Annotated in this window: 24 protein-coding genes, 1 tRNA gene and 2 pseudogenes; 10 read left to right on the forward strand and 17 right to left on the reverse strand. The window is 46.9% G+C overall.

Annotated elements, in window-relative coordinates; translation table 11 throughout:
- Positions 1 to 38 precede the first annotated feature (38 nt).
- The 6 genes from AB1552_03385 to AB1552_03410 all read left to right on the forward strand — a co-directional run bounded on the left by AB1552_03385 (position 39) and on the right by AB1552_03410 (position 6,580).
- A complete protein-coding gene (locus AB1552_03385; protein MEW6052820.1) occupies positions 39 to 1,301 on the forward strand; it encodes a CBS domain-containing protein in 1,263 nt (420 codons plus the stop codon).
- A complete protein-coding gene (locus AB1552_03390) occupies positions 1,298 to 2,542 on the forward strand; it encodes an Nramp family divalent metal transporter (protein ID MEW6052821.1) in 1,245 nt (414 codons plus the stop codon). Before AB1552_03385 ends, AB1552_03390 begins: the two co-directional genes overlap by 4 nt.
- A complete protein-coding gene (mtnA, locus tag AB1552_03395; GenBank protein MEW6052822.1) occupies positions 2,535 to 3,599 on the forward strand; it encodes an S-methyl-5-thioribose-1-phosphate isomerase in 1,065 nt (354 codons plus the stop codon). Before AB1552_03390 ends, mtnA begins: the two co-directional genes overlap by 8 nt.
- A 90-nt stretch (positions 3,600 to 3,689) precedes the next feature.
- A complete protein-coding gene (locus tag AB1552_03400) occupies positions 3,690 to 4,661 on the forward strand; it encodes a polyprenyl synthetase family protein (protein ID MEW6052823.1) in 972 nt (323 codons plus the stop codon).
- A complete protein-coding gene (amrA, locus tag AB1552_03405; GenBank protein MEW6052824.1) occupies positions 4,662 to 5,168 on the forward strand; it encodes an AmmeMemoRadiSam system protein A in 507 nt (168 codons plus the stop codon). It begins immediately after the preceding gene.
- Entirely contained in the window at positions 5,165 to 6,580 is a 1,416-nt protein-coding gene (locus tag AB1552_03410) for a DUF4388 domain-containing protein (GenBank protein ID MEW6052825.1), read from the forward strand. The genes amrA and AB1552_03410 overlap by 4 nt, the downstream gene beginning before the upstream one ends.
- On the opposite strand, the gene moaC is transcribed toward AB1552_03410, so the two are convergent.
- The 7 genes from moaC to AB1552_03445 all read right to left on the reverse strand — a co-directional run bounded on the left by moaC (position 6,581) and on the right by AB1552_03445 (position 11,678).
- On the reverse strand, positions 6,581 to 7,057 hold the full coding sequence (gene moaC / locus AB1552_03415; GenBank protein ID MEW6052826.1) for a cyclic pyranopterin monophosphate synthase MoaC: 477 nt from the start codon (positions 7,055 to 7,057) through the stop codon (positions 6,581 to 6,583).
- A gap of 33 nt (positions 7,058 to 7,090) precedes the next feature.
- Positions 7,091 to 7,528: a DUF2147 domain-containing protein gene (locus AB1552_03420; GenBank protein MEW6052827.1), complete on the reverse strand. Its 438-nt coding sequence runs from the start codon at positions 7,526 to 7,528 to the stop codon at positions 7,091 to 7,093.
- A 353-nt stretch (positions 7,529 to 7,881) separates the two neighbouring features.
- Positions 7,882 to 7,968 (reverse strand) — tRNA-Leu (locus AB1552_03425).
- 32 nt (positions 7,969 to 8,000) lie between these two features.
- Positions 8,001 to 8,453 carry a hypothetical protein gene (locus AB1552_03430; protein MEW6052828.1) on the reverse strand — a complete coding sequence of 151 codons (453 nt, stop codon included), beginning with the start codon at positions 8,451 to 8,453 and terminating at the stop codon, positions 8,001 to 8,003.
- 17 nt (positions 8,454 to 8,470) lie between these two features.
- Positions 8,471 to 9,889 carry an adenosylmethionine--8-amino-7-oxononanoate transaminase gene (gene bioA / locus AB1552_03435; GenBank protein ID MEW6052829.1) on the reverse strand — a complete coding sequence of 473 codons (1,419 nt, stop codon included), beginning with the start codon at positions 9,887 to 9,889 and terminating at the stop codon, positions 8,471 to 8,473.
- A 9-nt stretch (positions 9,890 to 9,898) separates the two neighbouring features.
- Positions 9,899 to 10,774, reverse strand: coding sequence for a peptide chain release factor N(5)-glutamine methyltransferase (gene prmC / locus AB1552_03440; GenBank protein ID MEW6052830.1), 876 nt, complete (start codon positions 10,772 to 10,774; stop codon positions 9,899 to 9,901).
- 25 nt (positions 10,775 to 10,799) lie between these two features.
- On the reverse strand, positions 10,800 to 11,678 hold the full coding sequence (locus AB1552_03445; protein ID MEW6052831.1) for a DMT family transporter: 879 nt from the start codon (positions 11,676 to 11,678) through the stop codon (positions 10,800 to 10,802).
- 222 nt (positions 11,679 to 11,900) lie between these two features.
- Here AB1552_03445 and fdnG point away from each other — a divergent pair, with 222 nt between their 5' ends.
- From fdnG to AB1552_03460, 3 genes are all read left to right on the forward strand, one after another.
- The gene (gene fdnG, locus AB1552_03450) at positions 11,901 to 14,930 is read left to right on the forward strand and encodes a formate dehydrogenase-N subunit alpha (protein MEW6052832.1); all 3,030 of its coding nucleotides are present in this window, start codon (positions 11,901 to 11,903) and stop codon (positions 14,928 to 14,930) included.
- A 15-nt stretch (positions 14,931 to 14,945) separates the two neighbouring features.
- Positions 14,946 to 15,650 carry a 4Fe-4S dicluster domain-containing protein gene (locus tag AB1552_03455; GenBank protein MEW6052833.1) on the forward strand — a complete coding sequence of 235 codons (705 nt, stop codon included), beginning with the start codon at positions 14,946 to 14,948 and terminating at the stop codon, positions 15,648 to 15,650.
- A 75-nt stretch (positions 15,651 to 15,725) separates the two neighbouring features.
- The gene (locus AB1552_03460; GenBank protein MEW6052834.1) at positions 15,726 to 16,583 is read left to right on the forward strand and encodes a formate dehydrogenase accessory protein FdhE; all 858 of its coding nucleotides are present in this window, start codon (positions 15,726 to 15,728) and stop codon (positions 16,581 to 16,583) included.
- 106 nt (positions 16,584 to 16,689) lie between these two features.
- On the opposite strand, the gene AB1552_03465 is transcribed toward AB1552_03460, so the two are convergent.
- The 4 genes from AB1552_03465 to AB1552_03480 form a co-directional block, all read right to left on the reverse strand.
- Entirely contained in the window at positions 16,690 to 17,067 is a 378-nt protein-coding gene (locus tag AB1552_03465; GenBank protein MEW6052835.1) for a polymer-forming cytoskeletal protein, read from the reverse strand.
- On the reverse strand, positions 17,067 to 17,912 hold the full coding sequence (locus tag AB1552_03470) for a M23 family metallopeptidase (GenBank protein ID MEW6052836.1): 846 nt from the start codon (positions 17,910 to 17,912) through the stop codon (positions 17,067 to 17,069). Before AB1552_03470 ends, AB1552_03465 begins: the two co-directional genes overlap by 1 nt.
- Positions 17,890 to 18,927, reverse strand: coding sequence for a phosphoribosylformylglycinamidine cyclo-ligase (purM, locus tag AB1552_03475; GenBank protein ID MEW6052837.1), 1,038 nt, complete (start codon positions 18,925 to 18,927; stop codon positions 17,890 to 17,892). The genes AB1552_03470 and purM overlap by 23 nt, the downstream gene beginning before the upstream one ends.
- A gap of 139 nt (positions 18,928 to 19,066) precedes the next feature.
- Positions 19,067 to 20,731 carry an electron-transfer flavoprotein:ubiquinone oxidoreductase gene (locus tag AB1552_03480; protein ID MEW6052838.1) on the reverse strand — a complete coding sequence of 555 codons (1,665 nt, stop codon included), beginning with the start codon at positions 20,729 to 20,731 and terminating at the stop codon, positions 19,067 to 19,069.
- Positions 20,732 to 21,234: 503 nt separating this feature from the next.
- Here AB1552_03480 and AB1552_03485 point away from each other — a divergent pair.
- Positions 21,235 to 21,447 carry a GSU3473 family protein gene (locus AB1552_03485; protein MEW6052839.1) on the forward strand — a complete coding sequence of 71 codons (213 nt, stop codon included), beginning with the start codon at positions 21,235 to 21,237 and terminating at the stop codon, positions 21,445 to 21,447.
- A gap of 38 nt (positions 21,448 to 21,485) precedes the next feature.
- On the opposite strand, the gene AB1552_03490 is transcribed toward AB1552_03485, so the two are convergent.
- The 6 genes and pseudogenes from AB1552_03490 to AB1552_03515 form a co-directional block, all read right to left on the reverse strand.
- Positions 21,486 to 21,764, reverse strand: coding sequence for an antitoxin (locus AB1552_03490; protein MEW6052840.1), 279 nt, complete (start codon positions 21,762 to 21,764; stop codon positions 21,486 to 21,488).
- Positions 21,754 to 21,882 (reverse strand): annotated as a pseudogene (locus AB1552_03495) (toxin). Before AB1552_03495 ends, AB1552_03490 begins: the two are co-directional and overlap by 11 nt.
- A 9-nt stretch (positions 21,883 to 21,891) precedes the next feature.
- Positions 21,892 to 22,011: pseudogene (locus tag AB1552_03500) on the reverse strand (CopG family transcriptional regulator).
- A 567-nt stretch (positions 22,012 to 22,578) separates the two neighbouring features.
- A complete protein-coding gene (locus AB1552_03505) occupies positions 22,579 to 23,028 on the reverse strand; it encodes a hypothetical protein (GenBank protein MEW6052841.1) in 450 nt (149 codons plus the stop codon).
- A 10-nt stretch (positions 23,029 to 23,038) separates the two neighbouring features.
- The gene (locus tag AB1552_03510; GenBank protein MEW6052842.1) at positions 23,039 to 23,467 is read right to left on the reverse strand and encodes a low molecular weight protein arginine phosphatase; all 429 of its coding nucleotides are present in this window, start codon (positions 23,465 to 23,467) and stop codon (positions 23,039 to 23,041) included.
- Positions 23,468 to 23,555: 88 nt separating this feature from the next.
- Positions 23,556 to 24,218, reverse strand: a complete 663-nt coding sequence (locus tag AB1552_03515; protein ID MEW6052843.1) for a hypothetical protein — start codon at positions 24,216 to 24,218, stop codon at positions 23,556 to 23,558.
- Positions 24,219 to 24,385 lie beyond the last annotated feature (167 nt).

A 24,385-nucleotide genomic window follows, 5' to 3' on the forward strand; every position in this document is an offset into this window, starting at 1 on the left:
CAGAAATCTTAGATAATCAAGAGGAAACAGGGTGCGACATGCCGTTTTTTGGAGAACTTTTTGTCAGTGAGATCCTGAAAAAACCTGTTCTCGACCCGAAGGGAGAGGATCTCGGCAGGGTAAGGGACATGATCGTCGTGAAGGGTGAACCCTTCCCGAGGGTTTCTGCCCTTATCGTGGAAAAGAAAAAGAGATTCTTCAACCTTCTGTGGACCGATCTGAACATCTTCAATAAAAGAATCATCTCGACAAAAATCTATTCTGACAATCTTCATCCTTACGAGTCAGACGAGAAAGACCTCCGGATTGTAAGGGATATTTTCGATAAGCAGATAGTCGATGCAAATGGCGCCAAAGTGGTACGGGTGAATGACGTAAAACTCGAAGGGTATAATTCAGAGGCTATCCTCGCTGCGGTAGATGTCGGCATGAGGGGTATAATGCGAAGACTCGGATTCGAAAGAAGCGGAGAGGATATGATGAAGATTTTCAAGAAACATCTCCCGTATAACCTTATTAGCTGGAATTACATTCAGCCCCTGGAGCCGAAACTTACGAAGATTTCCCTTACTGTTCCACGACAGATGGTCTCTGAGCTTCATCCTGCTGACATCGCTGAAATCATCAGCCAGGTCTCGCACAAGGAAGGTGCAACGTTTTTCAAGGGCCTGGACGTTGAAACCGCGGCAGAAGCTCTTTCCGAACTGCAGCCTGACGTGCAGGCAGCCTTAATCACGGGGATGGACACTGATAAGGCTGCGGATATCATCGAAGAGATGCCGCCTGACGAGGCAGCCGACATCCTGAGCGACCTCCCCGTTGATAAAGCCAAGGAAATACTGGAGCAGATAGAAAAGGAGGAAGCCGAGGATATCCAGGAGCTCCTCAGCCATGAGGAAGACACTGCCGGTGGCCTCATGACAAATGAATTCATTGCCTTTGCTCCCGATATGCCTGTCAGGCAGGCAATAGAAAAATTCAGGCAGGATGCAGAAGAGGTCGAAACAGTCTATTACATCTACATCATCGATACGGATGAAAAGCTCCTCGGCGTTGTCTCGCTCAGGGATCTGCTGCTTGCGCCTCTTGATGCCACTCTTTCTGATATCATGGAAACGAAGCTTAAGACGGTAACATCTGACGCTGATGAAGTCGAGGTTGCAGAGATAATTTCAAAATATAACCTTGTGGCCATACCTGTCCTTGACAATGACGGGTTTATCCTCGGCATTGTTACCATTGATGATGTAATAGACCGGATACTCCCCCCTTCTGCAAAGAGAAAGAGGAGAAAGGTATGAGCCTCTGGAAAAGAATCGCCGTTTTCCTGTCAATCATGGGGCCGGGAATAATCACCGCGAACATCGATAATGATGCAAGCGGGATCACTACATACTCGGTTGCCGGTGCACGATTCGGCTATTCGCTTCTCTGGACGTTAATACCGACGACTATCGCCCTTGTTGTCGTACAGGAAATGGTTGCGCGCATGGGAGCAGTGACAGGCAAGGGTCTTTCGGATCTCATAAGGGAAAATTACGGGGTAAAATCGACTTTTTACATGATGTGCGTGCTCTTTGTCGCCAACTTCGGAACAACCGTTGCCAATTTCGCAGGCTGGGCTGCAAGCATGGAGATACTCGGTTTGAGCAAATATCTTATGGTGCCGGTTGGCGCTCTTTTCATATGGATTCTCGTTGTGAAAGGCAGCTACCGGTTTGTTGAACGCATCCTCCTTTTTGCGTGCCTCCTGTATTTCGGTTATGTCCTTTCGGGTTTCATGGCAAAACCTGAATGGTCGGAGGTCATTTACCATACATTCGTTCCACAGATGAAATGGCAGCCGGAATTTGTAATGCTGAGCATAGGCATTATCGGGACGACCATTACGCCGTGGATGCAGTTTTACCTCCAGTCATCGATCGCGGAAAAAGGCATAAAGAAGGACGAATACAAAGCCTCGAGGCTTGACGTGCTTATCGGGTGCAGCATTACAGACATTATCTCGTTTTTCATAATCGTCACCTGTGCCACAACACTCTTCAGCCAGGGGATCAGGATACATGAGGCATCAGAGGCAGCCATTGCCCTTAAGCCACTCGCCGGAAACTATGCATTTCTGATATTTGCGGTCAGCCTTGCGAATGCGGCCCTTTTGGGTGCGATCATCGTGCCTCTGGCAACATCATACTACATCTGTGAAGCCATGGGATGGGAACGCGGGGTGAACAAAACATTCAAGGAAGCTCCTCAGTTTATGGGGATTTACACATTCATGATCGTAACAGCCTCCCTTGTGATATTGATTCCTGAAGTTCCTCTCGTGTTCCTGATGGTCCTTTCCTCAGTGCTGAACGGTATTCTTCTGCCGTTCGTCCTGGTATTCGCGATAGCGCTGGTCAATAACAAGAACCTGATGGGCGAATATGTGAACCCAAAAATCTACAACATCATCTCTTGGGGCACAGTCGGGGTTATTTCGCTGCTCACAGCATTCTTTTTGATCACAATACTGTTTCCGCTGAAGGAGATATATGGTTAACGCAATCGAATGGGTTGACGGAAAAGTAATCATGCTTGACCAGACACGCCTGCCGCTTGAGGTGCGCTTTATTGAATGTACAGACTACCTGATGGTGGCTGAAGGCATAAAAAAGCTGCGTATCAGGGGTGCTCCTGCCATCGGGATTGCAGCAGCAATGGGTATCGCTCTCGGTGCACAGGAAATACGTACAACAGATTCTGAGGAATTCATCAAAGCCGTTGAACCCCTGTTCCACGCAATGCTTTCAACAAGACCCACGGCAGTGAACATACAATGGTCGGTGAACAGAATACGCGCTCTTCTGACGAGAAAAAAAGATGAACCTGTCAGCAGATTGAAGGAAATCCTGATTGACGAGGCGAGGCTTATCCTTCAGGAAGATGTGGAAGTAAACAAGGCGATCGGAAAGTGGGGGGCGGAATTTATCAGGGATGGAGATACCATCCTGACGCATTGTAATGCAGGCGCCCTGGCAACCGGCGGATACGGCACTGCGACAGCGCCCATGCGTGTTGCCAGAGATCAGGGCAAGAGAATCCAGGTTATTGCAGACGAAACAAGACCGGTTCTCCAGGGAGCACGCCTCACTGCATGGGAATTAATGCAGGATGGTATACCCGTAACTCTTATTACTGACAATACAGCCGGCGCTCTCATGAAAAGAGGCGAAATAGATCTCGCCATCGTCGGTACCGACAGAACATCCCGTAACGGCGATGTGGCAAACAAGATAGGAACCTATACCGTAGCAATCCTGTGCAAGGAACATAAAATCCCCTTTTATGTTGCAGCTCCCCTGAGCAGCATCGATTTTTCAATCGTGTCAGGAGACGACATCCCCATTGAAGAGCGTGGTGATGAAGAAGTAACGCATATTTTCGGCAGATGCCGGATCGCCCCTCAAGGGGTAAAAGTGAGGAATATCGCCTTTGACGTAACGCCGTCCAGATATGTCACTGCAATAATTACGGAAAAAGGCGCGTTCAGACCAAAAGACATAAAAAGTCTATCAAAACATACCATTGACCCGGAAAGACTCAGGATCAAACCCTGAGCGCAACCTTTTCTTGCCTTTATGCGTTGTTTTCCTTGTTATCATGCCTTTCATCTTGACATTGAAACTGTCACTGTCCTACCATTAAGAATGCATCTGGAAGAGATATTCAATGCCTATCAACATGATCTGAAAATCGTCGAAGATAAAATCCGTGACATATTCAGCAGCCACGTTTTTACCATTCCGCTTATCGGCAAACATATCCTCGACGGAGGCGGCAAGAGACTTCGACCATTAATCCTCCTGCTGAGTGCAGAACTGGCAGGATTCCGTGGTGATGCACGTCTCATTCTGGCAGGGATTATCGAATCCATACATACGGCTTCACTGCTCCATGACGACGTTGTTGACGGCGCGGAGATACGACGGGGCAAGCTTCCTGCCCATTCAATCTGGGGAAATCAGGTTGTCATACTTGTCGGGGATTTTCTTTATTCCAATGCACTGAGACTTGCTGTTCTGCAAAGGAGCCAGCGGATCATGGAGGCACTTTCTGAGGCTACTACAAGGATGACCGAAGGAGAGATTCTTCAGCTTTCCAAGACCGCAGACCCGGATATCTCCGAAGAGGACTACCTGAATATCATCTCTGCGAAAACCGCTGCGTTGATTTCTGCCGCATGCCGCATCGGGGGTATCCTTGGATCAGTTCATGAAGATATGGAAAATGCACTGGCGCGATTCGGTCTGAAGACCGGTATTGCATTTCAGATGGCAGATGATATACTTGATTATATGGCGGAAGAATCAGAACTGGGAAAACGTCTCGGGAAAGACCTCAGGGAGGGGAAAATAACTCTCCCACTTATATGTCTTCTGAAAACTGTCACTCCTTCAGAGAAGGAACAGATAAAAAATATTATAAAAAACGGTTTTAAAAAGAGCGGGCTCAGGATAATACTGAAGCTTTTCAGGAAATATCACACGATAGAGCAGTCGCTGGGAAAGGCGCAAGACCTGATCGCTGATGCTAAGGCAGAACTTTCGGTTTTTCCGGATTCAGACGCAAAAAAGGCGCTGTTCGCAATTGCCGATTATACGCTTCAGAGAAATAAATAGATGCATCCCGTTGCCGAACTTGCCAGAAGAACTGTGGAAGTATATGTCAGGGAAGGCAGGGTATTACAGACGCCAGACCCTTTACCACCCGAATTGCTTCATGAGTCAGGAGTTTTTGTCAGTCTCAAAAAACACGGCGAACTGAGGGGATGCATCGGGACGTACATCCCGACCTGCAAATCTGTCGGGGAAGAAATCATCGCAAATGCCATATCGGCAGCAACAAAAGACCCCCGGTTCTCTCCTGTCGAAGAAAATGAACTCAAAGATCTCACCTACTCTGTCGATATCCTCTCCTACCCCGAAAAAATACACGGCCTTCACGACCTCGATCCCCGAAAATATGGCATAATTATTGTAAGCGGCAGCAGAAAAGGTCTGTTGCTGCCTGACCTCGAGGGTGTCGATACGGTAGAAGAGCAGCTGCGCATTACCAAAATGAAAGCAGGAATATTGCCTCATGAGGAGGCAGAAATCTATCGATTTGAGGTAAAAAGATACAAATGACTGACATACCGCTCAAAGATAATATAAAGCATAGCAGTCTTCCCAAGCTCCTTGCACATCTCAACAGGGGAAGATTGACGGGCACCCTCGTGGTGAAAACACTGGCGTTCACGAAAAAAGTCTTTTTCAATAAGGGTGAGGCTATCTTCGCCTCTTCGACATACGAGGACGACAGGCTGGGGGAGATGCTGATCAAGGCAGGAAAGATCACCATGGAACAGTATGACAAATCCGTGGAGGTTCTCAAAAAGTCCGGGAAGCGCCTCGGTGCAATATTGGTCGAGAACGGGTATATTAGCCCCAAAGACCTTTTCTGGGGCGTGAAGTATCAGGTCAGGGAAATCGTCTACAGTCTTTTTTTGCTCGAAGACGCTGAATACGAATTCACTGAAGGAGACATGCCGTCCAATGAGGTAATTACCCTGAAAATGAGTATGGGGAACCTCATTTACGAAGGGGTTAAGAGAATAGATAACTGGACCAGAATCAAGAATGAGATGCCCGGGACAGAGACAGTCGTCAGATTAAGCAGCAATCCTGCGACTCTCTTTCAGAATGTCGAACTGAGCCCCCAGGACAGAAAAATGCTCTCTATTATCAACGGAAGGAAAACAATCAAAGAGCTGGTTGACAGCGCATGGATTGGATCCTTCGAGGGTATGAAGATACTCTATGTGCTCTGGTCCATAGGGGTAATTGAGGAAAAAGTTAAAGAAACAGAAGAGATTCCTGTAATGAAGGATGTTTTTTCACTGGATGAGATACTGCAACCCACATCAGGTGATGATTTCTCATTTGTTCAGAAGGTGGATGAATTATATATCAACCTGGACAACCTCAGCCCGAACGATCTTCTCGAAGTTAGTTCTGATCCTGATCCCGAAACGTTAACCAGGAACTATTACCGTCTCACCAGGGAGTTTCACCCGGACAGGTATTTGAGTGCAGCTGATCCTACGCTGAAAGACAAACTCAACACAATCTTTGACGCAATCGAACATGCGTATGCTGCGCTGAAAAAAGATGATCCGTCCATGTCAGCAACAACAGAATTGCAGGATAAATCCCAGGATCTTTTCAAACAGGGAGTCGCGGAATTCAAAAAAGGGAACTTTCCTGCTGCGGCTGAATCCTTCAGATCAGCGGCCGAAAGATCGCCAGATAATGCCAAACTGTGGAGTTACCTGTCACTGGCCCTGATTAAGATACCGAACAGGATACAAGACGCGGAAAAAGCCCTGCTCGAGGCGATTAAGGTAGACCCTCATAATGCAGACCACTATGTAAACCTCGGACTGATTTATCTTAAGCAGAATATGAAGAAAATGGCCTCTCTCCAGTTCGAGAAGGCATTGAAGCTTGACCCGCAGAATGCAAAGGCAAAAAAGGGATACCAGCAGACAAGGGAATAATTATTTTCTCTTAAAAACCCCGCTCTTTCCCCCCCGTTTTTCCATCAGCCTGATATCCGAAATAATCATCTCCCTGTCGACCGCCTTGCACATGTCATAAATAGTCAGAGCAGCAGCAGATACCGCAGCGAGGGCCTCCATCTCCACCCCTGTCTGACCCGTAGTTTTTACCTGCGCCCGTATGTATATTATGCTTTGCCTGGTGTCATGAGAGAAGTCTATATCGACGGAAGTAATATTCAGGGGATGACACATCGGGATCATATCACCTGTCCTTTTTGCTGCCATGATTCCTGCTGTCCGTGCAACACAGAGGACGTCGCCCTTGGGAACCCTGTTGTCCAGTATCAGCTTCAGTGTATCTGTGTTCATGTGCACTGATCCTTTCGCCAAAGCTGTTCTCCTTGTCGGCGGTTTTTCAGTAACATCAACCATTTTCGCCCTTCCCTTTTTATCGAGATGCGTCAGTTTCCTCATCGGTCATCACCCCTGCTTCACGAATATTCCGCACTATGTCTTTCTCGACCAAACGCTTGTTCTTCCTATGAGCGAAAATCCGATATACCCGCGGACTTTCAGTTTATGTTCTTCCAGAGTCATTTTGCAGGAATATGTTTTCCCGTTCTTGGGATCATAAATTTTCCCGTCATCCCATCTGTTGTCATTCCTGTATGAGAACCCTGTCAGTATCTGCAGTCCCATGAGTTTTTTGTCCCTCAGGGTTTCATCAGGGTTTTTTGCATCAATCTTGTCTTTTCCTTCCTCATTCTTCGGGTTCCTGAGCCAGACGATTTTTCCGCAGTATCTTTCGCTGCACTTGAATATCTTGATAACCGCGGTACCTTCTTCGTTGTACCATTCGCCAACGATTGCATCAGGATTCTGTGCGGAGGCATTGACACTGAAGAACAGCCCCATTGCGATGATACAGAAGATAATCCGTTTCATAATACCCTCCTTTATCTGTGTAAATTCAGATTGCCTCTATTATATCGCATAAGGGATATACGGTAAACGAGGCAGCGCGAATGCTCTCACAAACATAGCACTGCACAAATCTTATTGAGGACGGTCTAATCCGTGCTTCCGTAAAATAGCAGAAAACTCATAAGACTGGAATAGCTCCATAAGCTTCTCTGTTGCAATTTGCTGTTTCTCCGTCCAATTACCACGTATTCTGATCGCATAAAGAATTTCGGTATGGTTTCCGGGCAATGGCTCTGGTTCTTTAAGGGTTCCGCCGAGAGAAACAATATCAAAAAGATCCGGAGTTTTATCGAGAAAAAAGGCTTCGCTTTTTTTGGTGCCGAAGGCGGGATTTGAACCCGCACGGCCTTGCGACCACTAGACCCTGAACCTAGCGCGTCTGCCAGTTCCGCCACTTCGGCACACAGATATTATACGTGAAACGTATCCCGCCTTACCAGTCCAGCGGCAAGCCTTCGGTTTTTGTAATAAGCCACTTGGTCCGCTCTTTTTCGAGGGTAAATCTCAGACGTGCCGGGCTCGGCATATCTCCAAGAATATAGCCGGTATCGCTGCCCATGGTTGCGATAACCCGCACATCCAGTTCAGCAGACGCAGTATTTTCACCGACCGTAATCTTGAGATTTTCGTATTCGATCTTTATGTCAGACAGTTGCTGAAAGACCTTTTTCATCGATTCCTTCAGATACAGATAGGTCAATCCATAGTCATCCCGGTAGTTGAAGGAAACTTTCGACATTACTGCCTCGATATCCTCCTTTTCAATGGCTACGGCACCTTCCCTGAAAAGCTTCTTTATCCTGCTCATATCTGACGGGAACAGAAAATAGAGGAAAATCGGTACAAGAATGACGAGAAATATGAGAAGAATGGTTTTTTTGCTCATCGGCTCCTCCGCTCGCCTCAGTTTTCCGTAACCGCGATGAGAGATTCCCTGATCACCTTCAGCAATTGCTGCAGATTCTTTCTGCTGATGCTCAAGGGTGGCATTATCACGATAACATTGCCGAGGGGCCTGATAATTACTCCGTTGTCCCTTGCATGATATGCAACACGCCATCCCATCTTCTCGGCCCAGTCGTAAGGTTCCCTGGTCACCTTGTTTTTTACCATCTCAATCCCTGCCATGAACCCCGCGTTCCGGACATCTCCCACATGCTCAAGTCCGGACATTTCCTTTAACCATGCTTCGAGTATCATGATTTTCTCCTGAAGTGCATCCAGTGTCTTTTCATGTTCGAATACATCGAGGCATGCGATTGCTGCGGCACATGCGAGGGGGTTTCCTGTATAGGAATGGCCGTGGAAGAATGTCTTCAGTTCTCTGAATTCTCCGAGAAACGCATCGAATATCTCGCCGGTTGAGAGGGTAGCTGCAAGCGGCAGATACCCCCCGGTAATTCCCTTTGAAAGGCAAAGGATGTCCGGCAGCGCATCTTCATGCGCACATGCAAACATCTTTCCCGTTCTGCCAAAGCCAGTTGCCACCTCATCGGCTATCATTATTATGTTATATGCAGTACACAATTCCCTGACCCCTTTCAGGTATCCCGGCGGAGAGGCGATCATTCCTCCCGCAGCCTGCATCTTGGGCTCAATGATTATTCCGGCAATCTCGTCCCCATGCAGCCTGAATATCTCTTCGAGTGACCCGAGGCATGCAATCTTGCAGCCGGGATATTCTCTGCCAATCTCACAACGGTAGCAGTAGGGAGAAGGCGCCTGGTATGTCTTGAACAGGAGCGGACCAAATGCCTGATGGAAGATATCGACTCCGCCGACACTGACCGCGCCGATTGTATCGCCGTGATATGCATTGTTCAGGGAAACAAACGCGTTTTTCCCTTTCGCACCCCTGTGCTTCCAGTACTGAAAGGCCATTTTGAGGGCAATTTCAACAGATGTCGAGCCATTGTCCGAATAGAACACCCTGTGTAACCCTTCTTGCGCGCCTTCTTCCGTCTCTTCCTTATCGGCCCGGGTACCGGACGCCAGGGCAAATGCTCTCTGCACAGTCTTTACCAGCTTTTCAGCCAGCAGTATCGCAGGCTCGCTGCTCAGGCCAAGCAACGTGCTGTGGGCTATCTTATCCAGTTGTGCCCTGATTGCATCATCTATTTCCTTTTTTCTGTGTCCGAAAATATTCACCCACAAGGATGAGACGCCGTCAAGATACCATCTCCCGTATGTGTCCTTTAAAAAGCAGTCCCTCCCCTCCGTGATGATAACCGGTTTTTCTCCGAGCCAGTCCTTCATCTGAGTGAACGGATGCCAGATATATTGCCTGTCAAGCTCTTCCAAACGTCTGTTGTCCTCAGTCAGTCCCATAATTTACTCGCGATGTGCGACAAATATCCTTTTTATGCCGGCATAATCTTTTTTCAGTGTGATGTTCCGGTACCCTTTATTTTCTGCCATCTCTCTTACCCGTTCCGCCTGGCCGAACCCCAGTTCCAGCATTAAGATACCATTCTTCTGCAGGTAATTTCCCGCTTCAGACAGAATCAAACGATACGCATCCAACCCGTCCCTGCCTCCGTCCAGTGCTGCTGTCGGTTCCCAGTCCCTTATCTCGGGCTGTAAATGCACGATATCATCATGTGGTATGTACGGAGGATTTACGATCACCATATCGGCTTCACACTGTGCATCACTTCCTGCAAAAAACCCTCTCAAAGGGTCGAAAAAAGACCCCTGCAGGAAATGCACATTCCCCACGCCGTTGATACCGGCATTCTGCCGTGCATATCGTATTGCTGTCCCGGAAATGTCTGTCCCGAACACCTCTGCCACAGGAAACTCTCTCGCGAGTGCAATGGCTATGCACCCGGTTCCGGTGCAGAGGTCCACTATCCTTGATTTCCTGCTGCCGAGTGCGGATTGCGCAATCATTCTCACCGCTTCCTCAACCAGCAGTTCTGTCTCAGGCCTGGGGATCAGAACTCCCGGTCCGACCGATATCCGCAACCCGTAAAATTCAGTGTATCCGATGATATATTGCATAGGCTCCCTCGCCGATCTTCTTTTCAGGCATTCCCTGATCCGGGAAAGCACATCGTCGGAAATCTCCGGATTATCCCTGTGAAGGGATAACAGGTCAGTATCAAGACAGTGAGACAATATGATTTCTGCCTCCTTTTCCGCACTTTCTATGCCCTGTTTCCTGAGCATTTCTATCGCTATCTTCATCTGTTCAAAAGCTTTCATATGTCATAGTGCGGTTTGATGGATATCATGATGCGGTCACAATCAATGCAAAGCCTGAAAACATCAGGAATGCCCCCGCAAGCCTTTCACGAATATTCCTTTCCATAAAGAGATAATATCCGAATATGACGCCGATTATCACGCTCATCCTCTTAATGGAGATCATGTAGGCAACCTTAGTAAGGCTTATTGCAATCATATGGGAGGCTATCATTACTGCATAAAAAAGTCCCGGAGCAAAAAGACCAGTATATCTCTTCTGTACGATAAAAACCCCTGCGTCTTTCCTCCCCGCAATCAGCGCTATCGGGGTAAATACAATTGTCAGAGTGATAAAATATGTTATGCCGAAAAACAAGGGAGACGAGTGTTCAATGGCCATTTTTCCCAGAGAGGAGGTCACACTGTAGATCAGAGCAACCAGTATCATGAAAACTGAACCTCTTTCACGGGTAACAGCCCTGAAAGGCTCAAGAAACCCCTTGCGCACCGTATGAATGTTGAGCATGTAGCCTCCTGCAGCAATCAGAAAAATTCCCGCAGCGCCCTGAAGTGAAACCTTTTCCCCCAGCATGACATACGAAATCCCGATCAGAAATACCGGGGTAAGAGAAAGGAAGGGGAGTGTCAGGCTCAAGGGAGAGGCCTTCAGTGCTTTTATATAGAACACCATCGCCAGTATCTCAAGAGGCATGGCAAGCAGGAATGCCTGATAAAATCCTGTATCAAGGTCAGGTATCGGGACAAATATCCAGAGGATCGCAAGCAGAGGGACGGAAAAGAGCAGCCTGCACCATGCAACAAGATACTCGTTATTCCCTGTCAGTGCCTTTTTGGTAAGCGCGTCGCTGGCAGCAAGTGTGAATGCTGACACAAGCGAGAGCAATATCCAGGTAGAGGCCATTGAATTTTGTTAATTAATTTTATTAATTAATTTCGAATAATATGTTATTTATATATTGTGGTTGACATCTGCATACTTATGTGATATAGATGGTATGAACATTAAAGAATCCAATTAATAGATAACATGAATTATTTTGCTATTTCTGTTATTTTCCGTTTTCTACGCAATCCAAACTTGCTACCTATTATAATGCAACCAATTTAAAGAAAGGAGGAGTCTATGAATGTTATTACGCGAAGAGAATTCTTAAGGATCTCCGGCGTTGCGGCGGCCGGCCTGACATTCAGCCACATGGGGTTTGACATGTCGCCTGTTCAGGCGTATGCTGCGGAGCTTCGGACCGCACTCCGGATCAAAGGGGCCAGGGAAACTCCCACGATCTGCTGTTTCTGTTCGGTAGGATGCGGCATCCTGGTTTCCACAGACAAAAAAGGAAAGGTGATCAATGCCGAGGGCGACCCTGATCATCCCATCAGTGAAGGAGCGCTCTGCGCCAAAGGGGCCTCCTCGTATCAAATCGCGGTTAATGAAAATCGCCTGAATAAGGTACGGTATCGTGCACCCAACAGCGCCGCATGGAAAGAGGTAAGCTGGGAATGGGCTTTGAACAAAATCGCGGCAAACATCAAGAAGAGCAGGGACAAAAGCTTCGTCGGGAAGAACAAGGACGGCAAGGTAGTAAACCGTACCGACGGTATTGCATCCGTCGGAAGTGCAGCGATGGACAATGAAGAATGCTGGCTGTATCAGACATTCCTGAGATCGCTCGGACTCGTCTATATTGAACATCAGGCCCGCATATGACACAGCGCCACTGTAGCGGCTCTGGGAGAGTCGTTCGGACGAGGCGCAATGACAAATCATTACATTGACTTCAGGAATTCCGATGTTATCCTCAACATGGGAGGAAACGTCGCAGAAAATCATCCTGTCTCCTTCAAATGGGTTCAGGCAGCCCGCGATAAAGGCGCAACATTCCTCCACGTGGATCCCCGCTTTACAAGGACGTCTGCCAAAGCTGATATCTTTACCAGGCTTCGCTCAGGAACGGATATCGCATTTCTCGGCGGACTGATCAGATATATCCTCGACAACAATCTCTATGATGAGTTTTATGTAAAAAATTACACGAATGCCACATTTATCCTGAACGACCAGTACGGGTTCGACGACGGTCTCTTTTCCGGATATGACCCGACAAAACGTTCCTATGACAAGGCGAAATGGGCTTTTGAAAAGGATGAAAAAGGTATCCCCAAAAGAGACACGTCCCTTAAGGATGAGAAATGCGTTTATCAGCATCTCAAAAAACATTTCTCACGCTATTCCATGGAAAAGGTTGTTGCAATAACAGGAACACCCCAGGAAGATCTCGAGAACGTATATAAAACATATGCGGCAACGGGTGTCCCTGAAAAAGCAGGGACTATCCTTTATGCAATGGGATGGACACAGCATACGGTCGGAACCCAGAATATCCGCACCATGGCCATTATCCAGCTTCTCCTTGGCAATATGGGGATAGCCGGAGGCGGCGTGAACGCCCTTCGCGGTGAATCGAATGTCCAGGGATCAACAGACCATGCACTCCTTTTCCACATCATCCCTGCATATATGCCTACGCCGAGGGCGAAGCAGCAGGCCCTCGAAGACTATAATGCAACAACACCCAAAACCAGCGACCCGAGAAGTGCGAACTGGTGGCAGAACAGGCCGAAATATATCGCAAGCCTCCTGAAATCCATGTACGGTGATAAGGCAACAAAAGACAATGATTTCGGCTATTCATGGCTGCCAAAACTGGAGGACACACAGAACGCGTCATGGTTAATGCTGTTTGACGAAATGTACAAAGGGAAGTTTACCGGCTTCTTTGCCTGGGGCATGAACCCTGCCTGCTCAAGCGCAAATGCGGGAAAAGTCAGGGAAGCATTGAAAAAACTTGACTGGATGGTGAATGTCAACCTCTTCGACAATGAAACGGGTTCCTTCTGGAAGGGCCCCGGAATGGACCCCAAGAAAATTAAAACCGAAGTCTTCCAGCTTCCCTGTGCTGCCTTCATGGAAAAGGAAGGGAGCGTCACCAACAGCGGCCGCTGGAGCCAGTGGCGATGGAAAGCAACAAACCCTCCCGGACAGGCAATGCCGGACAGTGAAATCATGTTTGAACTCATGAAGAAAGTAAAGGCACTCTACAAAAAAGAAAAAGGCGCATTTCCTGATCCTGTGCTGAACCTGAAATGGGATTACGAAACGAATAAAAAGTTCGATATCCATGCGGTTGCAAAAGAGATCAACGGTTATGATCTTGCCACCGGTAAACTTGTTGCCAACTTTACCAAATTAAAAGACGACGGGACGACCTCCTGCGGGAACTGGCTTTTCTCAGGAAGCTATACAGAAGAGGGAAATATGGCTGCCCGCAGAAAAAAAGACGACCCAACCGGCCTTGGCCTTTTCCCGCAATGGGCGTGGTGCTGGCCGATCAACAGAAGGATCATTTACAACCGTGCTTCTGTAGATCTTGAAGGCAAGCCACGGAATCCGGCGAAGACTGTGGTGAAGTGGGATGCGGAAGCGAAAAAATGGATCGGTGATGTACCTGACGGTGGCTGGCCCCCGATGGGTACCGAGGGCTTTTACCCGTTTATCATGAAGCCGGACGGAGTTGCGTCGATATTCGGTCCTGGTCTGGCAGACGGACCATTCCCCGAACACTATGAACCTCTCGAATGCCCGATCGAAAAGAATATCATGTCGAACCAGAGGATCAACCCCGTGATAAAGATATTCGAGGGAGGACTGGATACATTCGCAACATGCGACCCCAAATATCCTTTTGTATGCACAACCTATAGGGTAACCGAACACTGGCAGACAGGTGTTCTTACCCGTTGGCTGCCCTGGCTCCTCGAGACTGAACCTCAGATGTTCTGTGAACTGAGCGAGGAACTCGCGAAACTCAGGGGTATCGATAACGGTGACAAAGTCCTTGTCGAAACTTCTCGCGGAAAAGTGGAAGCAACCGCGATTGTCACTTTGCGTTTCAAGCCCTTTGTCGTCGCCGGACAGACGATCCATCAGATCGGCCTCCCTTGGCATTTCGGCTGGCTGCATCCGAAGGATGGTGGAGACAGCGCAAATCTTCTGACACCCACCATCGGCGACCCGAACACCATGATTCCCGAGTCAAAGGCATTCATGGCAAACGTGACAAAAATAACGGCCAAAAAAGCCGGGAAAGCATAAGGGAGGTGATGAACAATGGCGGATAAATCTTTTTTTGTAGATACCACGAAATGTACCGCATGCCGTGGCTGTCAGATCGCATGCAAGCAGTGGAACATGAATCCGGCAACCAAAACTGTCCAGCGCGGAACTCATCAAAATCCCGAAGATCTTTCATACGTTACCTACAAGCTTGTAAGGTTCAGTGAGCATGAGATGCAGGGAAAGCCTGTCTGGTACTTTTTTGCGGACCAGTGCAGGCACTGCTCGACCCCTCCCTGCAAAATAGTGGCCGAATCCCTGAAAGTCAATGCCATCACACTGGACGAGTCTACCGGCGCTGTTCTCTATAACCCGAAAGTCAAGGTCAAAGCGGCTGATTTCAAACAAATCAGGGAGTCGTGTCCCTGGGATATACCGCGATGGGACGAAAAAACCCAGGGAATGGCTAAATGCACCATGTGCATAGACAGGATCAAGGAAGGCATGCTCCCTGCCTGCGTGAAGACCTGCCCGACAGGAACCATGATCTTCGGAGACCGCGACAAAATTCTTGAATTGGCTAAGCAACGTTTAAAAGAGGTCAAAGCTGCGTATCCCAAAGCTGAACTGCTGAACGCCGATTTTGTCCGCACGATCTTTCTTGTGATTGATGAGCCGAAGAAATATCACAAATTTGCCGCTCTTGAAGACGACTCTGTATTGGCATTGTCAGCACACGCGTCACACCGGCCGGGTTAGCATTTACTTGAGTGAAATCGTGAAATGGCTTGTTCCTGCAACAGGAACAAGCCATTTTTGCAAGGAGGCTGCCTTTTGGACAAAAATACCGTCGATAAAAAAGAAAAGATAGCGCATCTCATGGAAAAAAACCCTGCATACAGCGAGTTGCTGGGTTTTTATGGCAGGATAATGGATCAGATATCGGATTCTCATCCTTCACTGAGTGTTACCGGAACGCCTGTCAGGAAAGACGTACTGAAAGTTCAGACTGCTGAAGGCTTTCCCATGTCCAATAAAGAGGACTTTGCCATCGATGTCTCTTCCTCCTCCAGTCTGTTTACCTCAATATGCGCCATTGCCGAGAATGCGACATCGAAGCTGAAAAAAACCATTCAGAAAATACATGCAGCGGTGAAATCAGGGAAACTTCACCGAGAAGAATTACTGAAAAAACATTCTGATCCGGTCTATCTGGAAAATATCGCCAAAAAACTGAAAGTTGACAGGAATATCCTTCGTTTCCTGGTGCATATGAGCATTAAGCCTTCCCTGCACGCATATGCACAACAGATGATGGCACACGCAGATATGAAGAACTGGCGCAGAGGCTATTGCCCGGTCTGCGGATCCCTCCCATTGATATCGGAGTTGCGGGGTGAAGGAGAGCGGTTTTTTCTCTGTTCCTTCTGCGGATGGAACTGGCATGGTGAGCGTCTGAGATGCCCGTACTGCGAGAACGGAGACCATGCAAAGCTTCATTACCTTTACGCAGAGGGACAGGCGGCATACAGGGTTGATCTGTGCGACAAATGCAGGCAATATATAAAAACGGTAGACTCCCGCAAACTCGACTATGAACCGGAACTTGATTTGGAAGATATCATCACGATTCATCTCGATATCATAGCGTCCGGCAAGGGATACAAAAAACCTGTCTCAGCTCTCTGGTGATGAAGAAAGGGGTGCTGCGGGAGGTCAATACATCGCCATTCGCACTGCAGTGAACAACCGGGATGTGTAAGGATTTCCTTTTTCCGGCGAATTATTTTTATGCCTTTTATCCCTGTCCGCCTTTTGCCTGAAACTCTACCACCTTGGACTCTTCCCTGGACATGGATGACCTTCCGTCAAACAGTCCGCCTTCAATAATGGTCAGCTTGCTTGTCTGAATATCCCCGGCAACGCGTCCCTTGGCCTTTATCTCAACAATTTCCTTCGCCCTCAGATTTCCTTCAATCACGCCTGCCACTATGATACCTCTTGCAGCGATATCTCCTTTCAGAGAGGCTTTGTCTCCGAGGATCACCCAATCGGCATTGACATTGCCTTCCATTCTTCCGTCGATCCTGAGAGTGCCTTTGGTATCGATATCTCCTTTAAAGGTTGAGTTCACTCCAACCAATGATTCCAGTTTTTCCGTGTTTTTATGAAACATTACGACCCCTCCTTCATATACTCGGCAGGATTTACCGGGTTCCCGTTTTTCCATATCTCATAATGCACATGCGGCCCTGTAGAGTACCCTGTTGAACCGACGTACCCGATCACATCGCCCTTTCTGACCTTTTGCCCGACTTTTACTGATAGAGCCTTGTTGTGCGCATAAAAGGTCGAATACCCGTGCCCATGCTCGAGCACAACAAGATTTCCGCTGCCGCCGTTCCACCCTGAAAAACTGACGATGCCATCTGCCGTCGCCCTCACAGGGTCACCAGAACTGGTTGAAATGTCTATCCCGGTATGATAATCGTCTCCTCCAGTCCTCGGATTCTTCCTTTTCCCGTAAGAAGAAGATATCGCACCCGCCACCGGCATCCCTCTTGGAGTTGCCAGGTAAATGTCTTTTTGAATCTTCAAATAATCTTTTATTTCACTTACAGTTTCAGCAGTTATATTAATCTGATGCTTTAAGTTTTCCATATCAAGAGAACCGCTATCAGAAGCATTGATGCTCTCAAGAACTTCCTCCTTTGTTCCCAGCGAAAAGAGCCTGTTAAACTCAACTTCTGCATTTTTCAGCGTATGAATCGTGGATTTCAGTTCAGTGAACTCATGGGAATAATAGGCAAGGTTGTCTTTCATCCGATAGTATTCAAACGTATTTACCGCGATTGAAAACACATATACGATTCCGAAAAAAAAGAAAATGACTGAAGCGAAGATACCTATAAAGGGGATTTTTAGATTGACCGGCCTTGCTTTGCTGTGAGGGACCAGCATGATTGTGACGGGGGTAAACGCTTTCTTGAACATACCCTTAATTTTGTGAATATCGAACACCCTTACCTCCTTTTCCAATACGTCCGATTACAAAGGCTGGATATCCTGATTTTCTGAGCAGGTCCACAGCTTCATCAGCTGTGCTTCTGGACACTACCATAACATACCCGATTCCCATATTGAAAGTTCTTTTCATGTCGGCTTCAGGGACGCTTCCGATGTCTTGCACCATCCTGAAAATCTGATGGACAGGCCATGAACCCTCTGTAATTTCCGCATATACTCCTCCGGGCAATATCCTCGGGAGGTTCCCCGGAATACCGCCCCCTGTAATGTGCGCCATTCCCTTTATCTTCACGTTCCCTGCCAGCCTCCTGAATGCATTCACATAAATCCTGGTGGGTTTCAGAAGTTCCTTTCCGAGCACTGAACCGAGTTCAGGCACATAGGTATCGACATGCATTTTTTGGGCATCAAAAAAAAGCCTTCTGACCAGTGAATAGCCGTTGCTGTGCAGGCCATTTGATGCAAGCCCGACCACCATATCGCCCTCTTTGATCTTGGATCCGTCGATTATTTTGCTTTTTTCCACAATACCTACCGCGAATCCCGAAAGATCATATTCTCCTTCTGCATAAAAGCCCGGCATCTCGGCTGTTTCCCCTCCCACCAATGAACACCCTGCCTCCCTGCATCCTTTTACGATACCCCTAATCACTGCTGCCGCCCTGGCTGACACAAGTTTTCCGGTCGCGAAATAATCAAGGAAAAACAACGGCTCAGCGCCACATGTAAGAATATCATTGACACACATCGCAACGAGGTCTATCCCGACAGTATCATGCCTGTTCGTCATAAAGGCGATTTTCAGTTTCGTTCCGACTCCGTCAGTTCCGCTGACAAGCACAGGGCGTTTGTATTTCCTTAGATCGAGCTGAAAAAGCGAGCTGAAGGAACCGATTCCGGTCAAAACCTCCGGCCTGAAAGTCTTTCTGACGACCGGAGAGATAAGGCTGACAAATCTCTCTCCCTCATCAATATCCACACCGGCCTGTTTATAGGTAAGTTTCGCCATCATTATTTAAAAGCACATACGGGAAGGTGTTACGACTTCTACTATTTTGCATAAATGCGCTGTCAAGAGCAAGTGGGGTTACGGCATTTTTCCACAAATCGCAGATGCGCATATAATCGGAGACGTGAAAAGACTTCGCTTACTGAAGGGTGTATCTCGGTCCGCCGCCTCCCTCCGGCAGGTTCCATACAATATTCTCAAAAGGACACTTCAGGTCGCAGGTCTTGCAGTGCATGCAGTTGCTGAAATTCACCTGTATTCGGTTCTCTTCCAGTTCGTACACGCTGGCAGGGCAGAACGCCGTGCACGGTGATTGATATTCTGCAATGCATTTCCTGCATATTGCTTCATCCTTCAGCAGTATATGGCTTTTCTGTCTCTCATCGTGTGACGTGCCGGAGAAGTATACATCGGTTAATTTCGTCACCACAATTCTGTCATCGGCTTTTGGCAAAGGTTCCGGAGCGGCACTTCCGTAAAAACTTTTCATGTCCAGAGTCGTCTCGTAATCCGGTTTTGTCTTCAGTTCCCCCAACGGTGTTGCCCCACCGGCGAGTAACTGCATTCCGAGAAGCAGCCCTCCCGGAAAAGGAATTCCCTTCGCAGCCGCAGGCGTGAAATTACGGCTCTTCCGGAGATCAGCATATATCCAGCTTTGCCGCATTTTCTCTTCATATCCTGCCAGCCGGCTCTCGGAAAAATCTTTTGTCCTGAACGCCTCAAAGAGTACTTCGGCCGCAATCATTCCCGACTTCATGGCAGTATGGAGCCCTTTCAATTTCCTCGAATCGACAAGGTTCGCAGAGTCACCGGTAATCATTATACCGTCGGAGGCAAGTTTTGGGATGGAGAAATACCCTCCGCAGGGAAGCGTTCTTGCACCGTAATGTGTGGGCTTTCCGTCTCTGATGATCCCGTAAATCAGCGGATGCTGTTTAAATTTTTGCAGATCCTTGTGCGGGTCAAGCTGCGGGTCTTCTGAGCTGAGATGCGCGATAAGCCCGATGACAACCTGGGTCTCTGAAATGCAGTAGAGAAATCCGCCACCGGAAAGTCCTTTCCGGAACGGATATCCGAGCGTATGGATGCATTCCCCCTTTTGCATGGGATTGGATTTCAGTTCATAAATCTCTTTCACCCCCAGCTCGTATATGGAGGGCGACCTGCCTTCGTGAAGATGCAGTGTTTCGACAAGATTCCTGCGCAAGGTGCCGTTGCTGCCTTCACCAAGCACTACAACCTTTGAGTTCAGAATATATCCGGGGGTCTCATATCCGCCATTCTCCAGAAGACGCTTGTCATCCGTCCGGACGCCGGTTACTCTGGCACCTTCATAAAGTATTTCGACCGCGGCCGTTCCCTCAAGAAGCATTATTTTCTTCTTTTCCGCTATCCCGGAAAGCCAGCCGACAAATCTGGAAAGCGAAAGGAGATAGTTGCCGTGATTATTCAGGAAATTGGGGGTAAAAGGGACTCTGATCTTTTCTTTTGCGGTCAAAAAATAAATGGTTTCCCTGTTCACCACAGCATCGACAGGGCATTCAAGCTGTGCATGGTCGGGCAACAGTTCCTTCAGCACGTCAGGAATGAGCACCGCTCCGGAAATGTTATGCGCACCAAAATATGCGCCTTTTTCGAGAACCGCAATTTTATCTTCGATCTCAATTCTCTCGCCCTGCTGTTTCCCGCTTTCAATACCTTCATTATATTTCTGAATAAGGTTTGCCAAATGAATCGCACTGCTTAGATTGGCAGGCCCGCCGCCGACAAACACCACATCGAAATCAATCACTTCGCGTTCCATAGGTTATGCCCCTTCCCTTCTCTTCATTCGCTTCAGTTGCATCGTGATGTGCAGAGACTGCTGCACAGATATTTCCGGATAATATCCGACCATCCGAGATAAATATCCCTGTCCTGAGCCCCTCAACAATGCATCTGCCAGATCATACCACCATTCGCATTATTGAACACATCTCAGCCTCTTTATGATACACCAACCGACTTCAAATATTGTGTCATATATCTCATTTGCCGTTGCAGTCTGATATCTGACATGCGCGTTCGCTGCATTCACTCATTCCGGAAACTCAGATATTCACATGACTTTCCCTCATAAAGCAGCTCAGCTGAGAGAATAAAAAATATGTTTGATATTTTTTTCCTACTCAGGTAGGATTGACTGCGCTGGAAATATTTCTAAAATTATAATTATCAGGTGGGGCACAAAAAATAGCCCGAACAGGGCAATGAAGGCTGCAGCAGCAATTCGCATTGCATCACAAACTTTGAAGAAAAGGTAAACCCGTGCTTATAACCGTCATTTACACGAATGGTAAATATGGAGTGGTAGACAGCGCAGAACTGAATGAACTTATTCACTCAAAGAAGATCAAAAAAATTCTGCGGTCAGATGGCTGGTGCACTCCTGGGAAAGACATTATGCGGCAAAATGCTGCAGGTGATTACAATGGGCATGAGAGACGGCAATCCTTCAGAAGAACCTCTACCGTCAAATAAGTGCTATCAGATATCCGCACGAGCGATTCGTTAGCAACCTAATTTTTTGCCTCTACCAGTTTTCCGTTCACAAATTTATGAATTATGCTCGAAATATATGCCTGATAAGGCAATCCCTCGCTTACTGCCTTTTTCTGCAATTCAGTCAGGTCTCTTTCGGAAATTCTTATATTCAGTCTTTTGTCTTTCTTTAACGTGTTCCTTGCATATTTCATAAGTTCAGCTTTTCTTTTTGCACGGTTCTTGACCGGAATCCATTCACCTCTTTCATAGCTGTCCAATATTTTTTGTTCTTCCTTAGTTAATTTATCTTTCATTTTTCCCTCCGAAATATACGTCTGTTGCCTTTCTACTCGGAATAATAGTCTTCAGAAATATCTCTTCCGCATCCTCGACATAAGGAATAAGGTATGCATAATTATTTATTCCGATTACCAGGTCTATTTAAGATACCTTTTCGAGCCGATCTGCTACCCACACTTTGATTATGGATTGCCGGGGCACACCCAAACGCTTTGCTTCTTTATCCAATAACTGAATCATCCATACCGTGAAATCTACATTTCTTTAGGAACGTCGCACTGAAATAATCCGGACTGTTTCGCTTCGATACGTAATAATGGCAGACCAGCAATTGCCGTTGCCATTAATAGTAAAGCAAGGACGAGAAGTATTTTGGGATGGTTGTAAACTGAGCTGAAATGTGTATATTTCATATCTTCATTCATGACCTTTGGGCATGAGCCGCGCCACTATGCACATTTGAAGAAAAAGACAGGCATTATTCGTCGTCGGTCTCGATGCTTTTGTTATAAGCTATATCTTTTCTGAATCATTCATTTTTCTTCCAGGCAGCAATAATCGTCAGTATTGTCATTATCGCTGGCGTCAGCAAAATTGCACCAACGCTTCCGCTGTATGGTGCCATAAGCCATGTCGTAACTGGAAACCCAGCCCATAATGTCAGGAACGATTTGAAGTTTTCAGCTGTGAGAAGTTTGCCGCCCCAAGGAATCGCTCCTATGGCCATTCCGAGTGGGGCAAAAAACCAAATACCAACCATCATAAGTAGAGGTAGACTTATTGTGTATTTCGGAAGTGTCCCTCAATTTCCCGAATGAGTAATTGTCATTAATCTTTCGCTCTAATCAGTTGAAATAAGTTCAGCATCGTTTTCAGTTGGACTAGCAAAACTTGCGTGTCTACATCGTCGCCATGTTTTACCTCGACCCACACTTTATTTACTTGTTTCAATGCATCAATTAACTCGACCACTTTCCAGCCACCTGGTACGTAGGTATCAATACAAGGTTTATTTCGTTCTAAGGACTTCTCAATTAACGCGACAAGATTCCCTAGCGTAAGTTTGGATATCGAATTTGGACCATTTATGGCTGAGCGCAAGTCCGTCTCATAGTTCAACGAACAATTCTTTAGAACGCACAATGTATAAGACCGGACTTCTTTTTCAAAGGTCTTTGCTGCCTTTCCAAATATGCCGGCCACATGGGAACCACTAAGTGAACCTGCTTCCACTCTTTTGATTGCATCCATTAAATATGCTATTGGGTCTGTACTCATTGGTCGCCCCTCATATGTGTTTTTTAATCGTTTGCTTGAGTTCGCCTAAAATCTCATTTGCTGTGATTCGATAAACTTCGATGCTTTCGCCATAAGGGTCTGAAATATTAAGACCAAGTATCTTTTTTGAATCTGCTCCCATCGCACAGAGCTCAGAAACTATACTAGGAGTCATTGCTATAATCAGATCAAAGCTTGTTAAATCTTGTCTTCGTAAGGATCGAGAGCGATGATGGTTTATATCCAATCCCATCTCTTTCATTACAGTTAGAGCTTGGTTTGTAGGACGTAGCCCATCAGCAGTATCTAGTCCTGCACTTTGAACTTCTGCTGCAGCCCCAAGAAGGGAACTTGCTATCGCTGCTGCCATCGGACTCCTGCAAGTATTTCCCTGACAGACAATTAGAATTCGCTTTATTGACATTGAAACGCCTCGCATTGTTCAGACGCATAATACTGCGCAGGGGCCACCAAGCCCTGAAAACTTTTCGAGATTATCCCCTGTCGCCTCGATTTGCCGGTTGGGTTTAAAATGCTTCAATACCGATGTCCGGTTCTTTGCTCTGAATTATTTCTTCCAGCATCTCAGTTAGATTACTTACTAAGGTTTGAGCCTCTTCGCTTTTTGCAAATTTCAAGATCTTTTGAGCAAAGGAAAAAACATCGTCATCCCCCAAAATCCATCTAATTTGATTATTTGTAGTATACGCTTTTAGAATTCTGATAACTTCTGCATCTTTATAATCATCGTACTCCATTAATTTTGCTATTGCCTTATGCGTCACTGCGAAATTTCCTGATCGCTCTAGTCGTTCAATCGCTGTGGCCTTATCTATCTCATCAGATAATTTAATTTCTGGAAAATATTTTCTTAAGAAGTCAGGCAGATTTTTATATAATTCAACATTACCTCCATTTGTCGCCAACCACTCCCTCTGCAAGTATTCTTTTGGAGCGCCAACTATTAGGTCAGATTCAAAATCACCGTCTGCACTCAGCACAATTAACGTTGAGTTTGCAGGTACAACAGACAACAACCATTCCCAATTAACTGCATCACCGATACTGTTTGCTTTGCCCGGAGGGTTACCGAGTTCTTTTCGACGTTTCGCCTTAAGAAATATATCGTTGTTAAAAGACACAGGCTTCACTTCTGAAAAAAGCTCATGAATTACACTGTCTGCTTTCAATTGATTTGACTTGCTGTCTTGGTCAACTATTTTCGTAATCTGGAGTACAATCAAAAAGTGTGTAAATAGATGAGTAGGCGGTGTATCCTTTTAAGGTTGAACTGGAATCAACAAAAGAAAGGAGACACCACCATGAGAAAGGGTATCACCGGGGCAGTACAGCCGTC

This window comes from Nitrospirota bacterium (genome assembly GCA_040754395.1).
Taxonomy (GTDB): Bacteria; Nitrospirota; Thermodesulfovibrionia; order Thermodesulfovibrionales; family SM23-35; genus JBFMCL01.